Here is a 17,641-nt window from a genome sequence, read left to right as displayed (position 1 = left end):
AATAATAGGATTGACTGTAGAACTCAGGGTATTCTGATTGTTTCATTTATTTCGAAAATTCTTGGAAAGATTTAATCAACATCATAATACCATGATTATAGTATATAAGCACTACCACCACCTAATACGCATAGCGTACAACTTACATTTACGCTGTGCACCTATAGCTAAGAGCTTCGCGCCAGCTTCAAATCTATTCCATTTTCTTTATCTATACCCATCTAGGTGACTTATCGCTTATTTAAGCCCCCCCCATTATATTCAATCATTGATTGTAGATTAGCATCTTTTCTTGTAGCAAAATTCCTCTCTTTTTAATTATTGTCAAATAAAAAAATTTTGATTGGGTTATCAACATATTCAACCGCATTATTTACATAAAGCATATGCGATAGACATAAGTTACTATCGATTTAGCTATGCTAATGCTACATGATTTAGATTAGTGTTTTATATTAGCCGACTATAGCAATTCAGATTGTACAGCGTAGGTCATTTTGCAAAAAATATATCTCACAAAATATATAAATTTCTATTTTAGAGGAAAGCAGTAAGCGTAGACAACTTATCTAGTGAATGAAAACTGCTATAAAGATTAACGTACGTTAGTACAAGAAAATTATGGAGACTTGATTGGCAATGTAGGACAGAAAATTTCACAAAATGAAGATTAAAAGTAGATAAAAAAATATTTAAGTACGCTTGAACAAGGTTAGAATAAATCGGAAATGCACAGTCTATTATTACGTAGATAGTGATGCCAAATACTATAGGCATTACTTCCACTTTGGTCATCAAAAAAGTCAGCGTTCCTCTCTTATTTGTAACGTACGCTCTGGTACCTAGGGCGTCCATCCAAGGTACTCATAGCAGCAGATAGAGGTAGATGGGTGTGTCAGAGGACGACTTACGAGCATTGTGGGTTAAGCCTTTCAGAGCTTGAACTAAGCTTATTAAGCGCCGCAATATAAGCCTTTGCAGAAGCAGCCACGATATCTAGGTCGGTGCCAACGCCATTGACGATACGCCCCGCTTTAGATAGGCGAACAGTCACCTCGCCTTGCGCCTGCGTGCCTGTCGTAATCGCATTAACTGAATACAGTATTAATTCTGCACCACTATTAATTCGAGACTCGATTGCATGCAGTGTTGCATCAACCGGTCCATTCCCGTACGCCTCGCCGATTGTCTCGCTACCATTGATAGCAAATACTACCTTTGCGGGCGGTCGCTCACCAGTTTCCGAATGTTGCGACAAAGAGACAAATCGATAGGTCTCATGATCAAGAACGGCATTCGCTTCCTGGCTAAGAATTGATAAAATATCCTCATCGAAAATCTCCGCTTTGCGATCGGCTAGTTCTTTAAAGCGCGCGAAAGCGCTATTTAGTTCTGCCTCACTATCTAATACTACCCTTAATTCCTGCAGACGCTGTTTGAAAGCATTTCGGCCTGACAGCTTACCAAGCACAATTTTATTTGCGTTCCAGCCCACATCTTCTGCGCGCATTATCTCGTACGTATCCCGTGCCTTAAGTACTCCATCTTGATGAATTCCTGATGTATGCGCAAATGCGTTAGCTCCTACCACAGCTTTATTTGGTTGCACTACGAAACCTGTCGTCTGAGACACCAGCTTAGAGGTAGGAACAATTTGCGTCGTATCAATACGCACTTCTAACCCAAAGTAATCGCGGCGGGTCTTTACTGCCATTACTACCTCTTCTAGTGCAGTGTTTCCAGCGCGCTCTCCAAGACCGTTTACGGTGCACTCAATCTGCCGTGCTCCGCCCAGCCTCACCGCCGCTAGCGAGTTCGCAACCGCCATGCCCAAATCATTGTGGCAATGCACTGAGAACACCGCCTTATCTGAATTTGGTATTCGTTCCCGAATCCCCCGAATCAACGCCGCATAGCCATCCGGTACTGCATAGCCAACAGTATCCGGAATATTAATGGTAGTCGCACCCTCTTTGATCACTACTTCGAGTACTCGGCATAGAAAATCTATATCTGAGCGGCTACCATCCTCAGATGAAAACTCGATATCATCCGTAAACCGTCTGGCAAAACGCACTGCAAGACGTGCTTGTTCATATACCTGCTTTGGCGTCATACGCAACTTCTTTTCCATATGCAGTGCCGACGTCGCAATAAAGGTATGAATCCTAAAATGCCCGGCCGGCTTCAGCGCCTCAGCTGCACACGTGATATCTTTATTATTAGCGCGTGCTAGAGAACAGACTACGCTATCTTTAACCTGCGAAGCAATTGTTTGAATCGCGTCGAAATCCCCATGCGAACTAGCCGCGAAGCCTGCCTCGATTACATCTACTTTCATACGCTCAAGTTGTCGCGCAATTCGGATTTTTTCTTCCTTCCTCATCGAAGCACCCGGCGATTGCTCGCCATCACGTAATGTCGTATCGAATATGATCAACTTATCTGCCATGTCAGTCTCCGGACTCGAATCAGTGGTGGGTAAGCAACAACATTATCTGTCGGCACCAACGAAAGTAACGCCAAATAGGAGAAACTAAGTGAGGTCGAAATCAATTCGGCGCGATAGATGCGCTAACCGTCAGAGATGGTGAAGCCTTGCAGCCATATTTATTCAGACGACTATAGCGTCAATTTAGCCAAAGTACAACGAGGCTTAACTGCACTATCGGTGAGTAGTCTATTACTATAACCACTCATCCGTATACCGCTTATTATCCCCTACCCCCGTTTATAATATGCTTTTTCGAAAAAGATCTTTCTAGTGTGCGCCCCCTATCTGACTCCTGGTTGGTAAGGTGTTCATAGCTACCTAGCTTAGCTATATCGGACCTGCTTAGATTGAGCTTATGCGATATAGCTTGCCATATCCATAGTGCATACCCGGACAGGCCGTATAATATGAACAAGCAGAATAGAATCAGCGGGGGATCGGAGGAAATTAGAACAAATGCAACTACAACTAACAGTACTGCTGTAAATGGTACTCGATGTCGGATGTCCAGCGCTTTGCCGCTGTAAAAAGGCGCATTAGAGACCATAGTAACGCCGGCGTAGATCGTCAAGCTAAACGCAACCCAAAGTAGGCATTCATGCTTAAGTGGCACTCGATTATCGGTTGCTAGCCATAGAAAACCCGCTACTAGTGCTGCGGCAGCAGGACTGGGTAGACCCTGAAAATAGCGATTATTTAGTACGCTAATATTTGTATTGAAGCGCGCTAAGCGCAGCGCAGCGCCAGCACAGTAGATAAACGAGGCTATCCACCCCAAACGGCCGAGGTCCTTAAGCGCCCATTCATACATCACTAATGATGGAGCAACACCAAAAGATACCATGTCAGATAGACTATCGAACTGCTCGCCGAACGCACTTTGTGTATGCGTCATACGCGCAACACGGCCGTCCATACCATCCAAAACCATGGCGACGAAGATCGCGATAGCAGCGATTTCAAATCGTACGTTCATCGCTTGAACGACAGAGAAAAAACCGCAAAACAATGCAGCAGTTGTAAATGCATTAGGCAAAAGGTAGACGCTGCGTTTGCGCAATAATTGTTGGCGAGCTATTCGCAAACTACGTCGCGCTATCCGCTCCTGTACTGTGCGGTTATGCCGGAATAGCCTCTCCGGTCGAAGCCTTTCTACATCGGGGCCTCGCAGTTTGAAACGAGTCATCAAGCACTCCTCGCGATGCTTAAAGCTCAGCCAAAATCGTTGTTGACGCCTGCGTCTTCTCACCAATCGACACTCTTGGCTTACTACCTAATGGTAGATAAACATCTACACGAGAGCCAAATCGGATAAATCCATAACGCTGCCCACGGGCGAGATTCTCGCCCGTACTCACGTAACAGAGTATACGCCGAGCAAGATATCCAGCTACTTGAACGGAGGTGATGATATGATTGTCTGGAGACTGTAGGATAATAGCGTTTCGCTCGTTTTCTAGCGATGCTTTGTCGATTGCCGCTCTTAAATAAGCACCCGGAAAATATTTAATATCAATCACTGAACCGTCAATTGGGGAGCGCTGCGAATGAACATTAAACACGCTCATAAACACACTAATTTTCAGCGCGTCTCGGTTTGCGTATGGATCATGTGCATTTTCGACTTTTATAATCCGCCCATCAGCCGGGCATAGTACTACATTTGGCTGCTGCGGTACCGGACGCTGAGGATCCCAAAAAAACTGTATAACTAATAGGTTCAGTAGCCAGAAAGGCCATGCCCAGCCAAAACCCATAAACGAATGAATTAGTAGCGCTGCGAAGAATGCAAACGCGATAAAAGGCCAACCTTCACGAGCAATAATCGGGTGAGGATAAGTCATATAGGGAACGCCGGTTCTAAGAAGAAGGGGGATATTACCCTGATCGTGCCCGCGATACGGACGGGCACGACACACCCCATAATATATGCGCAATCGTCTCTATATAGAGAAGTCACTATTTAGTTCTTTGATTGATCAACTAGCTTGTTTTTCGCAATCCAGGGCATCATTGCGCGTAGTTTCGAACCAACTATCTCAATTTGGTGCTCCCCTGTTAGGCGCCGACGCGCTTGTAGGGTTGGTGCGCCAACGCGATGCTCAAGAATAAAGTTTTTTGCGTACTCTCCAGTCTGGATATCACGCAATACGTCTTTCATAACTTTCTTTGTCTCGTCGGTGATCAGGCGCGGACCAGTTGCGTACTCTCCATACTCTGCGTTGTTTGAGATGGAATAGTTCATATTTGCAATGCCACCCTCATAGATAAGATCGACAATCAGCTTTAACTCGTGCAAGCATTCAAAGTACGCCATCTCAGGCGCATAGCCCGCTTCAACTAGCGTTTCAAAGCCAGCCTTGATCAACTCAACCGCGCCTCCACATAGTACGGCCTGTTCTCCAAATAGATCTGTCTCAGTTTCCTCCCGAAAGTTTGTCTCAATAATGCCCGCACGACCACCGCCGTTAGCCACGGCATAGGACAGCGCAATGTTCCTTGCTGTGCCAGACTGATCTTGACCAACTGCGACTAAATGCGGTACACCACTACCCTGGGTATAGGTGTGGCGCACTGTATGTCCTGGAGCTTTTGGGGCAATCATAATCAGGTCGAGGTCAGTACGAGGTATCACTTGGCCATAATGTATGTTGAATCCATGCGCAAATGCGAGCGCTGCGCCTTTTTTGATTTGCCCATGCACATCTCGCTTATAGACGTCAGCAATCTGCTCGTCTGGAAGAAGCATCATCACGACATCAGCACCATTTACCGATTGAGCTACTTCCTTCACACGTAAACCAGCAGTCTCAGCTTTCGCCCACGAAGCACCGTCTCGACGTAGACCTACGGTCACGTCCACACCGCTATCGCGTAAGTTCTGAGAGTGTGCGTGTCCCTGCGAACCGTAGCCGATAATAGTCACTTGCTTACCCTTGATTAGCGAGAGATCAGCATCTTTATCATAATAAACTTTCATATGTTTTCCTTGAGGACTGTTGTTTCAATTCGGTATTTATTGATCTTGTATTACGCTTCAAATAGCGGCATTAAGGCAAGTTAAATCTTGAGGATCCGTTCGCCGTGTCCGATACACGATCCGCCTGTTCGCACTACCTCTAGGATTGCTGTAGCATCAATCCCCGAGATAAATGCATCAAGTTTTTCACTAGCCCCCGTTAATTCGATCGTATAGGTCTTTTCGGTAACATTAATAATGCGGCCGCGGAAGATGTCTGACATTCTTTTCATCTCATCTCTTTCTTTACCAACTGCCCGCACTTTTATCAACATTAGCTCGCGCTCAATATGCGCTCCCTCAGTTAAGTTGATTACTTTTATCACCTCGATCAGACGGTTTAAATGCTTCGTGATCTGTTGAACTACCTCGTCCGAGCCAATTGTTATGATTGTCATACGCGACAGAGAACGGTCTTCGGTCGGAGCGACAGTTAGGGTCTCAATATTGTGGCCACGCGCTGAGAATAAGCCGACTACTCTAGATAATGCACCAGGTGAGTTCTCCAGAAGCACAGAAATAATATATCGCATCTTGTTTCTCTTTTAGGTTTCGATATCCCTACATCCCGCATAGTTTTTCAGGCATAGACGCTTGCGTCATCAGAGGTCCTCTGCGCTAAATAGCATCTCAGTGATACCTTTGCCGGCCTGCACCATCGGCCAGACGTTCTCAGTCGGGTCGGTCTGGAAATCGAGAAATACAGTACGCTCTTTTAGCCGTAACGCTTCTTTCAACGCTGGCTCAACATCTAGGGAGCGCTCTATGCGCAAACCAACATGGCCATATGCTTCGGCAAGCTTTACAAAGTCTGGGAGAGCATCCATATATGAATTCGAATAGCGCTTGTTATATTCAATTTGTTGCCATTGTCGAACCATACCTAGGTAGCGATTATTCAGAGAGATAATCTTGATGGGCGTCTCATACTGCTTACACGTAGAGAGCTCTTGGATGCACATCTGAATAGAGCCCTCACCAGTAATGCAAATCACATCGGCATCACGATGCGCCATTTTTACACCCATCGCAGCTGGCAATCCGAAGCCCATTGACCCAAGCCCCCCGGAATTGATCCAGCGACGAGGTTTATCAAAGCGATAGAACTGCGCGGCCCACATCTGATGTTGTCCGACATCTGAGCATACAAATGCATTGCCACTTGTCAACTCATGAAGCTTCTCAATAACGTACTGAGGCTTAATAATCTCGCTGCCGCGATCGTATTTTAAGCAATTGCGGGCACGCCACTCCTCAATCTGCCGCCACCATATGCTTAATGCAACGCTATCTGGGCCGTGTGGAGCGATGTGCAACTGCTCGATTAATTCTTTAAGCACTTCTTTAATGTCACCTACAATTGGAATATCGACTTTAACTCGCTTGGAAATTGATGATGGATCGATATCAATATGGATAATCTTTCGAGGCGTACTCGCAAAATGTGCTGGGTCACCAATAACACGGTCGTCAAATCGAACGCCAATCGCTATTAACACATCGCAGTGTTGCATTGTCATGTTAGCCTCATACGTTCCATGCATACCTAACATGCCGAGGAATTTGCGATCTGTTGCGCGATAGCCGCCAAGGCCCATTAGAGTATTAGTCACTGGGTAACCGAGTAAATCTGAAAACTGGTTTAACTCGCTCGAGGCTTCTGCTAAAATAACGCCCCCCCCAGTATAGATATATGGGCGCCTCGCAGAGAGCAACAGCGCGACTGCCTTGCGAATTTGGCCCGAATGACCTTTCGTGACTGGATTATAGGAACGTAGTGCAATGTTTTTAACATGCTCGTATTGACATGGTGCTCTCGAGATATCTTTCGGGATATCGATTAACACCGGTCCAGGGCGACCGCTCCTGGCAATATAAAACGCTTTTTTGACTGTTGCGGCGAGTTCATAGACATCCTTCACAAGAAAGCTATGCTTTACACATGGCCGCGTAATTCCCACGGCGTCACACTCCTGGAAAGCGTCTTGGCCAATCGCTGTCGTTGGAACCTGACCGCTGATAACCACCATTGGAATTGAATCCATATATGCAGTGGCAATGCCGGTCACAGCGTTTGTCACACCAGGACCAGAAGTCACTAAACAAACGCCAACATTGCCGGTTGAGCGTGCATAAGCATCCGAAGCGTGTACTGCGGCTTGCTCGTGACGCACTAAAATGTGCTGAATTTTATCTTGCTTATATAGTTCATCATAGATGTAAAGCACTGAACCGCCAGGATATCCCCAAATAAATCTGACATTTTCATCAGCGAGTGAGCGCATTAACACAGTCGCGCCAATGGAGCCAGTTTCAGCTTCAGTAGGAGGGGGGGTGTTTGACGTAGAGCATTTTGCGCTTGTCATATTCATTATTCACCTTTCGAATTTTCGGCAAAAAATTGATCGGGGGCTTTCTACCGGGCTTGTGGCTCGGGTTTGAGCGGCGCCTTTTAGAGAAAATGCAAGTTCTTGAACGTCGCCTCATTGAGGCAATCACATCGTCCCGCGACGATATCATTTATCGAATCACGCAACAAGGATCAAGAAAGAATGCCGGCTTTCTATGGGGCTTTTCTGCCCGAATTCTCGGTATTTTAACCTTTCCGTATGTTGGAATAACTTCAATAAAGCCAGATAGATCGGGAGCTCACCCCCTGTGTCGCTCCCATTGCACTAAATAATTTCATGAGGGCAGCATTAAACAAAAAAATACTCCCCTCTCTGCGCACAGCTTGAAAATTTCCGGATGCGATATAGCTCTCTTGACTGAGAGAGTGGGACCAGTTGCATTTTCATGCATCATCGTACTACGGGTGTGGCTAGCGTACGTCGGAAGTAAAAGAGCCACACTATGAGTCCAGCACTTGAAATAAAGTAATTAGTACTCGATGAGTTGTCGATATCACGCATGTCAAGCGTGAAAATTATCAGTTATCTAAGAAGCTTTCAGTACAGATGCACCGAGCACGGCGTGAAAAACATGGAGAGCGTATTAGGGAATGATTTAATGAATTAAAGCACAAACTGTACCCACGAGAAAGCGCCTACCCAGACCACACTTAGAATACTGCTAACAGATAAGCGTAGCACAAAAGACCGGGTGAGCGCGAGCATACCGGCGCTACTACAGTGCGCTACGCGTTAGTGTTCTATCTCTATAGCATATTTCTGAAATATTTTATTCTCTAGAGCCATATCTCTAACGCCTCTAGTGCTTTATTCAGCTACTAGCTCACCACTATAACCGTAAGTGCACGGCACCTATATTATTTTAGGCGCAATATAAAAATATCTTGTGACTTTTGGGCAGTTTTATACTGAGCAGAACTCAAGCTTTACTGCTTGAGTTCTAATCCTTGTGTCTTCTTATTATCACGCGATGTAAACGTGTTACTTGTATGCCCATGCTGCGCGACATCGAAACTACCTCCGGAGTAATGCTGAGCGCTACTGTGTGGTACTATGTTTGCCGGTTTTTGCTAATAATTAGGTCACTGGTACTGTTTCGACAAAAATCGGCCAAAACTGATTGATCTATTTAAGGAGAATAGTCGAGGCTTTCGATAAACAGAGCGGACACTATAAAATATAACTGCCTCGTCTTACACACTGGCTAAATCTCTAACTTTTATCGAAAATTTTTAGTGCACCCAATATCTACGACGCCACTCGCTAGCAGCGATCGTAGAAGAACTGCGCGGCTGATTGTTTAAGTATGTTGCCTACTGTACCCTATTTGGGACTGAAATAATGACGCAACGTGCAATCATATCAAATATTACGGGCTCACTTTAAGCAAAGTACTACCGATAATTCATTGTATAGCATCAGTTTTTGATAAACTTGCATGAAATGCAAGAGATCTGGGACAAATTGCCAAAACTAGACTTATATACGCTATTGCTAATGTTTAGATTATCTAATCGAAAATTTAAATAATTATTAACATTAATAAACGTATAGTTCCCGATTTAACAATATTCCTAAGGCCGCACAACGATGCGGACGAGATATGATGATGCGATGCAGGTAAAACTGAGACGAAACGCCCAAAGAGGTAAGATAATTAGTTCAGTGTGCGTATACTGCGGCTCGGCTATTGGTTGTCGGGATGAATATCAGCAAGCGGCACGGGCATTTGGGCTTGCTCTTGTACGCTTAGGTATCACGCTAGTTTATGGTGGGAGTCAGCTTGGCTTAATGGGGGAGATTGCAGATGCCGTGTTGCAAGCAGGGGGTCATGTGATTGGCGTGATTCCTCAACTACTGATTGAGAAAAATATCTGTCATCGTAGCTTGACTAAGTTGTATATTGTCGAAAATATGCATGAGCGAAAGAGAATGATGGCTGACTTAAGCGACGCTTTTGTCGCTCTGCCCGGCGGCACTGGTACATTCGAAGAATTATTCGAGATTTACACATGGGCGCAACTCGGATACCATAAAAAACCAGTAGGCTTGCTTAACGTCGCTGGATATTACAATCCGCTACTAGAAATGTTGTACTATTCTGGTAATGAAGGCTTCGTGCGACACGAACACATCAAACTTCTTCAAGTAAAAGAGGATGTTGACGAACTGCTGGACTCGATGAAAATTATATCTAATTGATAGGTATAATTGATAATTAAAAAATCTGATTTAGCTACAGAGTAACTTGCTGTTATCTATCCAGCATATATACATATAGGATAGTTGCGAAAGACGTTTAAATAATATGCCCCCAGTCTACTATAGTGGTCTCAACAAGTTACCAAGAATTTTCTCTATCTATTTTCTATTTTCCCCACGATTATTGTAATCAAGATATAGTAATATTACTAATACGTGTGCGTATATGGGAAGCTCTATTTAATATCGTCGATCCACGTTTCTATCCGCACTAGATATAACAAACACGTTGTGTAGATCCTATAGATAGTAACATGGCTACTGCTTAATGCGTTTGTAATTTAATTAAAGGTATATATATTTAGCATTAATATGCCTGGTACAGCTATATCGCTACGGTATTCATACCGTATAATATAAACATTAATGTCGAAGCAAGATAATGACGATATTATATTTTGCCTCGTTTTATTAGTCTGGAAGATACGAACTTCAGACATATCCACATTTGCCTAATAAGAATGTCACGGCTGCAATTAGCAGTAGTCAAAATCAATGTAATTAAAACCTAGTGGAATTACAGGCGATAATTTGGAGTCGTCTTGTTAGGTTATGAGTTCCCATGTAGGTAGCAGCACAAACAAGACTCCCATACCGCCATTGCCTAACACAAGAAGGCAAAGTAATAACTTCATCTACACTTGATTAACTCCACTAATCCTAGTATGTACAGATAAACGTCTGCGTAAATCCTTAGTTGCATACATCACTACCGCTGATTTAGGTGAAGCTTAATGTTTTCTATCCGTCCCGGAATCCTTAGCCTTTGCCCCGCAACACAGCTATTAGAAATAGTATATTTTATATCAGGGGGGGGTTGCATATAGACGACGATATGCTAATCGCAGCAATTTTCTTGGATTCTTGGAGAGATTTCGGATTTCTATCCAAGATAGCTTACATTAGTCAATTTTACGCCAGACGCGCTTTCCCACTAGATTTATATCACATAGGTAGCAGCAGGTTTACCTAGTATTAATGACGCCACAGCCGAATCGGCTACAATGCTAACCAGTTCTATACAGTGGCTCCCTGGGAGGGCAACTGTATAGAAAACCTCAGAATCCCGCGAACCTTAACAAATAATTTTATTTTGGATACCAACATAGTAAATCGATCTAAACTAGTGCATTTATCTATCAAATTAGCTGAACTTGAAGCTTCTTTATATTAAGCTTTTATCGTACATATTGTATTAATTCTCTTGCCCAGAGAACAGTTCTGGCGTTATCTGGAGATCTGTCTGTGAAAACATAATATTAGTATACTGTTCGGCTGGCGCTATGCAAGAGTGCCCTCCCTATACAAAGTATAGATCGATCTTCTAGTGAAGCTTATAAAGCCAGTCGGTGTTCTTCACAGAAAAACTTAGAGTCGAACCTGAGGGGATTAAATCGAGTTGGAAACATAGCTAGAAGTAGTTGAAATCGAATCATAATATAAAGCTGAATTGTATTATATGCGTATCTCTTATAGGTGCAGCCAGCATGATAAAAACATGCTGTTTTCTGACACAATCTGATTGTTGTTGCTCGCATGAGTGAGCCATAGTTTTCCACAATGTAGATATATTAATCAATGATGCGCACTAGCGTGCTCCATCGGAGAAATTATCATGGCTGGTCATTCAAAATGGGCTAATATTAGGCATAAAAAAGCCGCAGTAGATGCTAAGCGCAGCAATGTTTGGACACGATTAATCAAGGAAATTACCGTTTCTGCGAGGCTTGGCGGCGGCGACGCAGGATTAAACCCGCGCCTACGATTAGCGATCGACAAGGCAGCAGACGTTAACATGCCAAAAGATAATGTTAATCGTGCTATCCAGCGTGGTATAGGTTTCATCGAAAGCTCAAACTACGAAGAAGTTCGCTACGAAGGGTATGGAATCGGGGGTGTAGCGATTATTATTGACACAATCACCGATAATCGCACTCGTACCGTTGCAGAAGTGCGCCACGCTCTTTCCAAGCATGGCGGCAATCTGGGGACCGACGGTTCAGTCTCGTTTCTGTTTAACCATGTTGGCCAATTCCTATTCTTGCCAGGTATATCTGAAGACGAACTCATGGAGGCTGTGCTTGAAGCTAATGCTGATGACGTAACAACTAATATTAACGGCGGTATTGAAATAATCTGTCCGCCAAATAATTTTATCCAAGTCAGGAATGCGCTTAAGAGTAGAGATTTTAGGGCAGTATTGTCAGGGATAACAATGAAACCTCAAACTAAGATCAAGGTTATCGGAGACGACGTGGTTAAACTTCAAAAATTACTTAGCGTACTGGAAAACCTTGACGATGTTCAGGAGATTTATACGAATGCAGATATTGCAGATCAATAACAACCCGTATAGAAGATTTCTTCATTCTGTGAGAGATTTCCATGAAGATATTAGTCGTCGGATCCGGCGGTCGTGAGCATGCACTCGGGTGGAAACTTGCCCAATCTCCCCGGGTCACCGGGGTCTACATAGCGCCAGGCAATGGCGGAACAGCTCTACAAGAGCGCCTGTACAACGTCGATATTACTGATCTTAATGCACTAGCCGACTTCGCCGAGCAGAAGAATATCGCATTTACTGTAGTTGGGCCGGAGGCACCACTTGCAGCAGGTATTGTGAATCTATTTCGCTCGCGCAGCCTAAAAATCTTTGGTCCAACTCGCGAAGCAACTCGGCTTGAAAGCTCAAAAAACTTCGCGAAGACATTAATGAAGTGCTACGGTATTCCAACTGCCGAATACAAGACGTTCTCCGACGCAGACTTAGCACACTCATATATTCAAGAGAAAGGTGCGCCGATTGTGATCAAAGCGGATGGACTCGCGTCTGGCAAAGGCGTTATAGTTGCGCAAACGATAAATGAAGCACACTGTGCAATTGAGATGATGCTTTCCGAAAATAAGCTCGGTAGTGCAGGAGCATGTGTAATTATCGAAGAATATTTGCATGGCGAGGAAGCTAGCTTTATCGTAATGGTCGATGGAAAGCATGTGCTTGCGCTAGCGTCGAGTCAAGATCATAAGCGGTTGCTGGACGGCGACCAAGGTCCAAATACCGGTGGAATGGGTGCCTACTCGCAGGCACCCATTATCACGCCGCAGTTACATACTCGCGTTATGCATGAAATTATCTTACCAACTGTCCGTGCTATGGAGCAAGAAGGCATACACTATACCGGTTTTTTATATGCTGGGTTGATGATCGATCCGCAGGGTAACCCGAAAACACTTGAGTTTAATTGTCGCATGGGTGACCCAGAAACACAGTCAATCATGGCACGGCTAAAAAGTGACTTTGCTAGTATTATTGAGCATGCACTCACAGGAACACTAGACGCTACTACCCAACCAGAATGGGATCAGCGTACGGCAGTGGGGGTTGTACTTGCAGCGCATCAGTATCCATATTCTCCACGCAAGGGGGACTATATCTATAGTATTCCAGCACAGACCGAAACTCTTATTATATTCCATGCAGGAACCGCAATAGTCAATGGTAAATTAGTTACCTCAGGCGGGCGCGTACTATGCGTGGTTGGATTGGCAAACTCAGTACGCGAGGCTCAGTTAATTGCCTATGAGGCAATTAATAGTATTCAATTTGATGGTATGCAGTATCGCCGTGATATCGGTTATCGTGCCTTACACTCCGGAAATTGACTCATAATCGGTTATCTATGAAGGTTTCATTCCCATCTCTCGTTTTATATTTGGCGAACGTGTTGTTCGCTTCATAGCTACATGCGATTCATAGATCTTTCGCTAGTATAAGACTGCCACTTACACTATAGCTACTATTTACAGTACAGCTTTTATATTGCTGATCCGCTCTAGTGCGGAATGGCGTCGTCTTCTAGTGAGCTAAACGGTATTGAAGCTTATTTCCATGGGATTATGCGTCGAGTGCAATATAATTTCTGCGCTTAGTGTTCCGTTTTACTTATAAAGTAGTAAACCAACTAAGCTCACATAATGTTAATTCTTTTTAGAGGAGGATTCATCCGTCATATTAACGGTATGTTGATATGATCAATATCAAGACGCCAAATCGCTCAATATTTAACTTTATTATAATTCTTAGTTGTATCCGGCTAGGTCTAGAATATGTTCTTTTGTTGCATTTTTTCATGGGGCATATCGTCTTCTAAACCTAGTACTGTGAATGTTAGCGTTACGAATAATATGCCTCTTTTGTCTACCCGGATTGGTATCCTAGGCGGTACATTCGATCCTATTCATATAGGTCACCTAGCGGTTGCACGCCAGTTTGATCAATGTCTTGGATTCACTAAACTTGTACTATTGCCAGCGGGGCAGCCGTGGCAAAAGAGCAATGTATCGGCTGCTCGGCATCGGCTCGCGATGACCTGCCTAGCAGCGGTACTTGTGTTACCTACTACACGAGTAATTGTGTCTACCGATGAAATCTATCATCCCGGCCCATCGTATACAACTCAGACACTATCGAAATGGCGCAAGTATTATGGCACCTCGGCATCGCTAACGCTTTTGATTGGGGCTGACCAGTTGGTTCGTCTACACACCTGGAAAAACTGGTGGAGACTATTCGAATTAGCTCACATTGGTATTGCAGCGCGTCCTAGCTTCGACCTGTCGCATGCAGATACTATGGTGCTAGATGAAATTGAACATCGTAGTGGATCGGCAGATATGCTACGTTCAACAACTCATGGCCATGTTTTGCTCGATACTACATTATCCATAGATATTTCATCAACGGATGTGCGTCACTCTCTGCGAGAACGGACGGGTAGTCGCTTTCAAGAGGTTTCTAACGTGCCGGACACAATATGTCGGTATATTTACCAACATCATCTTTATCGGCCTTGAATATCAACAACTAAAAATTTCAATGCTTTTGTAGTAATCTACTTGAGCAAATCCGGAAGCAGACTGTACGTCTTCAATATTGTCAATATAAGTAGGCTTTTTACCATATTAGTTTTTTATAAAATTACCATCAATTAGTAATGAGGCTTTTGCTTTAAAAGCGACTACGATAAGATCGAGAAATAGTCATAACATTGTTAGCATCACAGTCAGAAACATCGTAATTAAATGCTAATTTATACTACTATCTCGAAATTGTCTGTATTGTGCAGCGCACATAAGCTGACCTATTAGCTCAAAATAAACCCCAATCGATGTGTACGATAGCTGCAGCTAAAGTTATAACTACAATACCTTATCACCTTGATTGTCATAATTATACATCTACGCTAGATTGAGCTAGAATTGAGTCTAGATCATACATAATACATACAGCATACTCGCTAAAGTACTGTTTTGTACTGCTTCTAGCTTACAAACTAAGGAAGTGTGCTGCACGCCTAGAAAAAAGATTAATAATAGCTAAACAGCTTATATCAAGTAGCTCTAGATAGAATCTACTACTGCAGTTCTTTAAAAGAAAATTTTTTCGTACATGGGAGACACTAGTCGGAGCAGAAAATCTGCATACACTCCAAACTCTTATTTGCTAAGATCTTTTAAAGATACCACGACCGGGGTAAATACCCCTTAACTTCATATTCAGTGCATGATACTTGCTAAAAAATAGGTTCCCATATATACATAATCAGCTAATTATTGCCTGATACAAACAAGTACTAGTCCCATTGGGGGTTATCCGTGCATACTCTATACATTTAGTAGCGAAATATCGAGTACAAGAATACTAATTACATGCAGATATGCTAGATCTTTATGCTAGCGGAATTCTCTCACTCTATTTGCAAAGCACGATACTTATCGTGAGCAAACTCGATACATCTTCTACTTATAATAGGTAGCGTGCTTTGCTTTTATAAAAAGCAAAGCACGGCATCCTGACTAGGACTCTGAATTTATTAGGAATATTGACAAGTCTTATTTAGGCATCATTGTTCTATCCTTTTTATGTTGCTGCGCGCAATCCCTGTGACGTTCTAATAAATAATGACTGAAGAAATTCTGATCAACGTCACCCCACAGGAAACTCGTGTTGCTATCGTCCAGCAAGGTGCGGTGCAAGAGCTTTATATCGAGAGACAGCTATCACGTGGCCGCGTTGGTAATATCTATCTCGGTAAAGTTATTCGGGTATTGCCCGGTATGCAATCGGCATTTGTTGATATTGGGCTAGAACGCGCCGCTTTTCTGCACGTAGCTGATATTTGGCACCCGCGGATTACGCCGGATGAGTCAGTTAGTATGCCGCAAAAACCGATTGAAAAAATTGTATGCGAGGGGCAAACGTTGTTGGTTCAAGTAGTTAAAGATCCGATTAGCACGAAAGGCGCTCGTCTTTCTACCCGGATTAGTATTGCTGGTCGAACACTTGTTTATTTACCACAAGAGCCGTATCTCGGAATTTCGCAGAAGATTGAGAGCGAAACCAAACGTGCAGCGATCCGTGCTCGTCTGACATCCGTTCTTCCTATAGACGAAAAAGGCGGCTATATTGTACGTACGATTGCCGAGTATGCGTCTAGTACAGAGCTCTTGAACGACATTACTTACCTGCGAAAAACATGGTCCACAATTCAGGATCAGGTAACGCAGATGCCACCGACATTGCTATACCAAGACCTCAACCTATCACAACGGGTATTACGCGATTTTGTTAACGATAACACGGTATGGATTCAGATTGACTCTTATGAGACCTTGAGAATGCTAGTCAAGTTTGCAAATGAATTTATGTCGACTGTCGTCGCTAAGCTACATTACTATTCTGGCGAACGCTCGCTATTCGATATGTATAACATCGAAACTGAGATCCTGCGTGCGCTATCCCGCCGCGTTGACTTAAAGTCTGGTGGATACCTCATGATTGATCAGACTGAGGCTATGACAACGATCGATGTTAATACTGGAGGCTACGTCGGTACACGTAACTTTGATGACACAATTTTTAAAACTAATTATGAAGCCGCTTATGCGATTGCACGGCAATTGCGACTGCGTAACCTAGGCGGAATTATTATTATCGATTTTATCGATATGGGAAATGCTAAGCATCGAGATGCAGTGCTTGTCGAATTAAAAACAGCACTTAGCCGGGATAGAACACGCGTTACCGTTAATAGTTTTTCTCAACTTGGTCTAGTTGAGATGACCCGAAAGCGTACTCGTGAATCGCTCACACATTTACTATGTGAACCATGCTTAGTGTGTCAAGGAAAAGGACAGGTACAAACAGCTCGCACGGTATGCTACGATATTCTTCGTGACATCTTACTCAAGTCTAGGCAGGCTAATGTTAGCGAATTCCATATTGTAGCAACACAGAAAGTAGTTAATCTCCTCCTTAAGGAGGAATCGCAATATCTAGCATTACTTCGTGACTTTATCGGAAAACCAGTGTCACTACATATCGAATCGAATTTAAGCCAAGAACAGTATGAAATCGTTCTAATATAGGAAATATACCTTAGCATAAGTGATCTG

At 43.6% G+C, this 17,641-nt stretch carries 10 protein-coding genes and 1 pseudogene; 5 read left to right on the top strand and 6 right to left on the bottom strand.

Annotated elements, in window-relative coordinates:
• Positions 1-907: 907 nt before the first annotated feature.
• The 6 genes and pseudogenes from GKR41_RS01545 to GKR41_RS01520 all read right to left on the bottom strand — a co-directional run bounded on the left by GKR41_RS01545 (position 908) and on the right by GKR41_RS01520 (position 7,885).
• A complete protein-coding gene (locus GKR41_RS01545) occupies positions 908-2,452 on the bottom strand; it encodes a 2-isopropylmalate synthase (protein WP_226810109.1) in 1,545 nt (514 codons plus the stop codon).
• 376 nt (positions 2,453-2,828) lie between these two features.
• Positions 2,829-3,680, bottom strand: a pseudogene (pssA, locus tag GKR41_RS01540) (CDP-diacylglycerol--serine O-phosphatidyltransferase); the annotation flags it as partial.
• Between the two features lie 19 nt (positions 3,681-3,699).
• Complete coding sequence (locus tag GKR41_RS01535) at positions 3,700-4,338, bottom strand: phosphatidylserine decarboxylase (protein WP_226810107.1); 639 nt, start codon at positions 4,336-4,338, stop codon at positions 3,700-3,702.
• A 119-nt stretch (positions 4,339-4,457) separates the two neighbouring features.
• On the bottom strand, positions 4,458-5,474 hold the full coding sequence (gene ilvC, locus GKR41_RS01530; protein ID WP_226810106.1) for a ketol-acid reductoisomerase: 1,017 nt from the start codon (positions 5,472-5,474) through the stop codon (positions 4,458-4,460).
• An 80-nt stretch (positions 5,475-5,554) separates the two neighbouring features.
• Complete coding sequence (gene ilvN, locus GKR41_RS01525; RefSeq protein ID WP_226810105.1) at positions 5,555-6,046, bottom strand: acetolactate synthase small subunit; 492 nt, start codon at positions 6,044-6,046, stop codon at positions 5,555-5,557.
• Positions 6,047-6,115: 69 nt separating this feature from the next.
• Complete coding sequence (locus tag GKR41_RS01520; RefSeq protein ID WP_226810104.1) at positions 6,116-7,885, bottom strand: acetolactate synthase 3 catalytic subunit; 1,770 nt, start codon at positions 7,883-7,885, stop codon at positions 6,116-6,118.
• A 1,695-nt stretch (positions 7,886-9,580) separates the two neighbouring features.
• Here GKR41_RS01520 and GKR41_RS01515 point away from each other — a divergent pair.
• The 5 genes from GKR41_RS01515 (at position 9,581) to rng (ending at position 17,614) form a co-directional block, all read left to right on the top strand.
• Entirely contained in the window at positions 9,581-10,126 is a 546-nt protein-coding gene (locus GKR41_RS01515; RefSeq protein WP_226810219.1) for an LOG family protein, read from the top strand.
• Positions 10,127-11,801: 1,675 nt separating this feature from the next.
• Positions 11,802-12,530 (top strand): YebC/PmpR family DNA-binding transcriptional regulator, encoded by a 729-nt coding sequence (locus GKR41_RS01510; protein ID WP_226810103.1) that lies wholly within the window; start codon positions 11,802-11,804, stop codon positions 12,528-12,530.
• A gap of 41 nt (positions 12,531-12,571) precedes the next feature.
• Entirely contained in the window at positions 12,572-13,849 is a 1,278-nt protein-coding gene (gene purD / locus GKR41_RS01505; protein WP_226810102.1) for a phosphoribosylamine--glycine ligase, read from the top strand.
• Between the two features lie 522 nt (positions 13,850-14,371).
• Entirely contained in the window at positions 14,372-15,040 is a 669-nt protein-coding gene (locus GKR41_RS01500; protein ID WP_239024478.1) for a nicotinate-nucleotide adenylyltransferase, read from the top strand.
• Between the two features lie 1,107 nt (positions 15,041-16,147).
• The gene (rng, locus tag GKR41_RS01495) at positions 16,148-17,614 is read left to right on the top strand and encodes a ribonuclease G (RefSeq protein WP_226810100.1); all 1,467 of its coding nucleotides are present in this window, start codon (positions 16,148-16,150) and stop codon (positions 17,612-17,614) included.
• Positions 17,615-17,641 lie beyond the last annotated feature (27 nt).

It is taken from the genome of Candidatus Vallotia laricis (assembly GCF_020541325.1).
GTDB lineage: Bacteria > Pseudomonadota > Gammaproteobacteria > Burkholderiales > Burkholderiaceae > Mycetohabitans > Mycetohabitans laricis.
Note: the sequence above shows the minus strand (reverse complement) of the source record. Positions and strands in the feature narration are given on the sequence as shown.